This window comes from Mesorhizobium sp. M5C.F.Ca.IN.020.32.2.1, from assembly GCF_004023105.1.
GTDB lineage: Bacteria > Pseudomonadota > Alphaproteobacteria > Rhizobiales > Rhizobiaceae > Mesorhizobium > Mesorhizobium wenxiniae.
Genome location: NZ_RZSX01000667.1, coordinates 1 through 3650, shown reverse-complemented (window position 1 = coordinate 3650; position 3650 = coordinate 1). Strand labels below are relative to the sequence as shown.

Annotated in this window: 4 protein-coding genes; 2 read left to right on the top strand and 2 right to left on the bottom strand. The window is 61.0% G+C overall.

Annotated elements, in window-relative coordinates:
- Positions 1-136: 136 nt before the first annotated feature.
- Positions 137-811: a hypothetical protein gene (locus EOA86_RS26615; protein ID WP_065006237.1), complete on the top strand. Its 675-nt coding sequence runs from the start codon at positions 137-139 to the stop codon at positions 809-811.
- Positions 812-849: 38 nt separating this feature from the next.
- Here the strand turns inward: EOA86_RS26615 and EOA86_RS26610 are convergent, their stop codons facing one another.
- Positions 850-1539: an HAD family phosphatase gene (locus EOA86_RS26610; protein WP_128344416.1), complete on the bottom strand. Its 690-nt coding sequence runs from the start codon at positions 1537-1539 to the stop codon at positions 850-852.
- 174 nt (positions 1540-1713) lie between these two features.
- On the opposite strand from EOA86_RS26610, the gene EOA86_RS26605 reads away from it, so the two are divergent.
- The gene (locus tag EOA86_RS26605; RefSeq protein ID WP_029355667.1) at positions 1714-2847 is read left to right on the top strand and encodes a site-specific DNA-methyltransferase; all 1134 of its coding nucleotides are present in this window, start codon (positions 1714-1716) and stop codon (positions 2845-2847) included.
- 66 nt (positions 2848-2913) lie between these two features.
- Here EOA86_RS26605 and EOA86_RS26600 read toward each other — a convergent pair whose 3' ends face one another.
- Positions 2914-3525: an HAD family phosphatase gene (locus EOA86_RS26600; protein ID WP_029355668.1), complete on the bottom strand. Its 612-nt coding sequence runs from the start codon at positions 3523-3525 to the stop codon at positions 2914-2916.
- Positions 3526-3650 lie beyond the last annotated feature (125 nt).

Sequence of the window (3650 nt, the reverse complement as noted above, 5' to 3'; positions counted from 1 at the left end):
CATATTGCATCGTCATGTTCCATTGCTGCCGAGCGGTCCGTCCGCGGCAAAGTGGTTAATTTCCGTACTTGCTCAGTCGCATTTTTGCCGCGCGGTTGATATACGTCACCCGCTTTGCGAGAGGGAAGTGCAGTTCATGGCGTTTCATACATTTAACGGTCGTTTTGTCGCGGGTCTGGCGCTCACGGGCTTTATGCTTACCGCCGCCGGCTGCCAATCAGGCGGCAGTAGCATGCTGGGCTTCGGAAAGAAGGACACGACGCCGCCACCGCCGCCGGACCCCAAGGTTCTCGCCAGCCAATTGCTGGCCTATTGTCCGAAAGTGACGCTGCGCGACGGCACCGCCTTCTTCAACACCTATGCCAAGGGCGGTCAAAAGCCCAAGAAACAAGCCGCCGCCGAGGATGCAGAAGCTGCTGCGCTTGAAGTGAGCAGCGACCAGCAGGACGATTCCGCGAAGATCATCTATCAGGCTTCGATCACCGATGTGACCCGCGACTGCAACCGTGCCAACGGCTCGCTGACGATGAAGATCGCCGTCGCCGGCAAGGTTGTTCCGGGACCGATGTTCAGCCCGGGCACCATCACCATGCCGATCCGTATCGCTGTGATGCACGGCACCGAGGTCCTTTACTCGCAGCTTCACCAACATCAGGTCCAGGTTACCAATCCCTCGAGTGCCACCCAGTTCGTCTTCACCGATTCGAACGTTGTCGTTCCCGAGCCGACCGCGAAGGATTATCAGGCGTTCGCCGGCTATGACGAAGGCCCGCCGAAGAAGACCGACAAGAAGATTGCCGCGGCCGAATAGCGGCGGCGTTGGAGCCGCCTACGTCGGAGGCGCATGCATCACGCATCCGCCGACCATTCCGACAGGGCGGCGATCACGCTTTTCAGCTCCGCCCAGCGGCGGATGACCGTTTCGGCGCCGGCCTCGGTCAGCGCGTCGGCATGTCCGGGATAGCTGTGCGCCGCTCCGGTGAAGCCGATCACACGCATGCCGGCTGTCCTGGCGCCGGTCACACCGTGCACCGAATCCTCGATGACGAAGGTGTTCGCCGGGTCGGCCTTGAGTTTTTCCGCGGCAAAGAGAAACACGTCGGGCGCCGGCTTGGATTTTCCGCTCGGCGTTTCCAGCGAGGAAAAAATGTGCCCAGTGAAAAACGGCAGCAGACGCACCTTCTCCAACATGAATTCGATCCGCTCGGTGCGCGAATTCGAGCAGATGCAGCGCGGTGCTGTCACCGCGGCGACTGCCTGGTGCACCCCGTCGACGGCGCGCACGTCGGCGCGCAGCCGGCGGTCGACCAGCTCTTCGGCACGATCGATCAGCGAGGCCTGGAACGGGATGCGAGACTTCTCTTCGACACGCATCATGATGTCTTTGAAGGTCAGCCCGGCATAGGTTTCAGAAAGCTCCTCGGCCGATATTTCGTAACCGGCCGACGTCAAAAGCTCGGCTTCGATGCGCGCGGCAATGATTTCGGAATCGACGAGCACGCCGTCGCAATCGAAGATGACAAGGTCTGGCTGAGGCATAGCGATCCGGAAAGCGGGAGGGAGGGGCTGAGAAGGTTCAGGCGGCGCGGCATACACCAACAGACCGGTCTTCGCAAATTACCTGGGCTCCGGATCCTCGGCCTTCATCGAATATTTACGCTGATCGGTAACCATAACAGGGAGTAAACAGTAACGCGTGCTTTGGGTGTCACAATGTCTGCCGTGCGTCTTCTCGACGAGCTTTCCCATGCTCCGCAGCAATCCGAATGGCTGGATACGATCCTGAAGGGCGATTGCGTCGCCGCGCTCGACCGGCTGCCCGAAAAATCCATCGACGTGATCTTTGCCGATCCGCCCTACAATCTGCAGCTCGACGGCGATCTGCATCGTCCCGACCAGTCCAGGGTCGATGCCGTCGACGACGACTGGGACCAGTTCGCGAGTTTTGAGGTCTACGACGCCTTCACTCGCGCCTGGCTGCTGGCGGCGCGCCGCGTGCTGAAACCCAACGGCACCATCTGGGTCATCGGCTCCTACCACAACATTTTCAGGGTCGGCGCCAAGATGCAGGATCTGGGGTACTGGATCCTCAATGATGTCGTGTGGCGTAAGACCAATCCGATGCCGAATTTCCGTGGCCGCCGCTTTCAGAACGCGCATGAGACGATGATCTGGGCCTCGCGTGACCAGAAGGGCAAGGGCTACACCTTCAACTACGAAGCGCTGAAGGCGTCGAATGACGACATCCAGATGCGCTCCGACTGGCTGTTTCCGATCTGCACCGGCGGCGAGCGCCTGAAGAATGAAAATGGCGACAAGCTGCATCCGACGCAGAAGCCCGAGGCGCTGCTCGCCCGCATCATGATGGCCTCGACGAAGCCCGGCGATATCGTGCTCGATCCTTTCTTCGGCTCCGGCACCACCGGCGCCGTGGCCAAGCGCCTCGGCCGCCATTTCGTCGGCATCGAGCGTGAGCAGGCCTATATCGACGCCGCCAACGAGCGCATCGATGCAGTCCGGCCGCTGGATCGCGCTGATCTCACCGTGCTCACCGGCAAGCGCGCCGAGCCGCGCGTTGCTTTCGTCAGCCTCATCGACACCGGGCTGATGCTGCCGGGTGCCACACTCTATGACGCCAAGAAGCGCTGGGCGGCCAGGGTGCGCGCCGACGGCACGGTGGCGGTCGGCGACAGCGCCGGATCGATCCACAAGATCGGCGCGGAAGTTCAGGGGCTGGATGCCTGCAACGGCTGGACCTTCTGGCATTATGAGCGCAGCGGCGGCCTGACCCCGATCGACGAGCTTCGCCGTATCGCCCGCCTCGGCATGGAGCGGGCAGGGGCCTGACGAACGGATCGTATGTGTCTGCCATGTAAAAGCGGATTATCAATCGGCCTGTCGAAGTGATTCAAATCACACTCTGACCCCCAGCCCTCTGAGGTCCGCCTCGAGCGTCTTTGCGTCAGTGAACAGCACCGACTGCCAGCCGGCCGCCTTGGCACCGTCGACATTTTTAGGGCTGTCGTCGATGAACAGCGTGGCCGCGGGCTCGAGGCCGAACGCGGTCACATGATGGTCGTAAATGCCGCGATCCGGCTTGATCATGCCGATCTCGCCCGAAATGGTCACACCGCGCGGACGGTTGAGAAAGTCGAAACGCTGCCGGGCTTCAGCCAGCGTGTCGGCGGCGAAATTGGTCAGCATGGTGACGTCGTGGCCGCTCTCGATCAGCTTCTCCATGATCTGGACGCTGTCGTCATAAGCGTGCGGCACCATCTCGTGCCAGAGGCGGCGGAAGTTACGGATGTTTTCGGCGTGGTCCGGGTGTTCGGCGATCAGCAGCGCCTCAGCCTCTTCCCAGGTCCGGCCGCGGTCCTGCTCGATGTTCCAGTCATGCGTGCAGACATTGTCGAAGAACCATTTCCGCTCGTCGGCGTCGGGGATCAATCGGCTGAAGGGCAAGTTCGGATCGTAGTGGATCAGCACTTTGCCGATATCGAAAACGATGTGGCGGATTTCGGTCATTCTAGTCCTCGTTCAATGCAATTCATGTGGGGTGATGTAGGCGATTCAATGTGCGCGCTGCTTCTTCGTCGCGCCAGGTATCGCCGCTTCGATTACCTTTTTCATGACGGTGGGCAGCGCTTCGC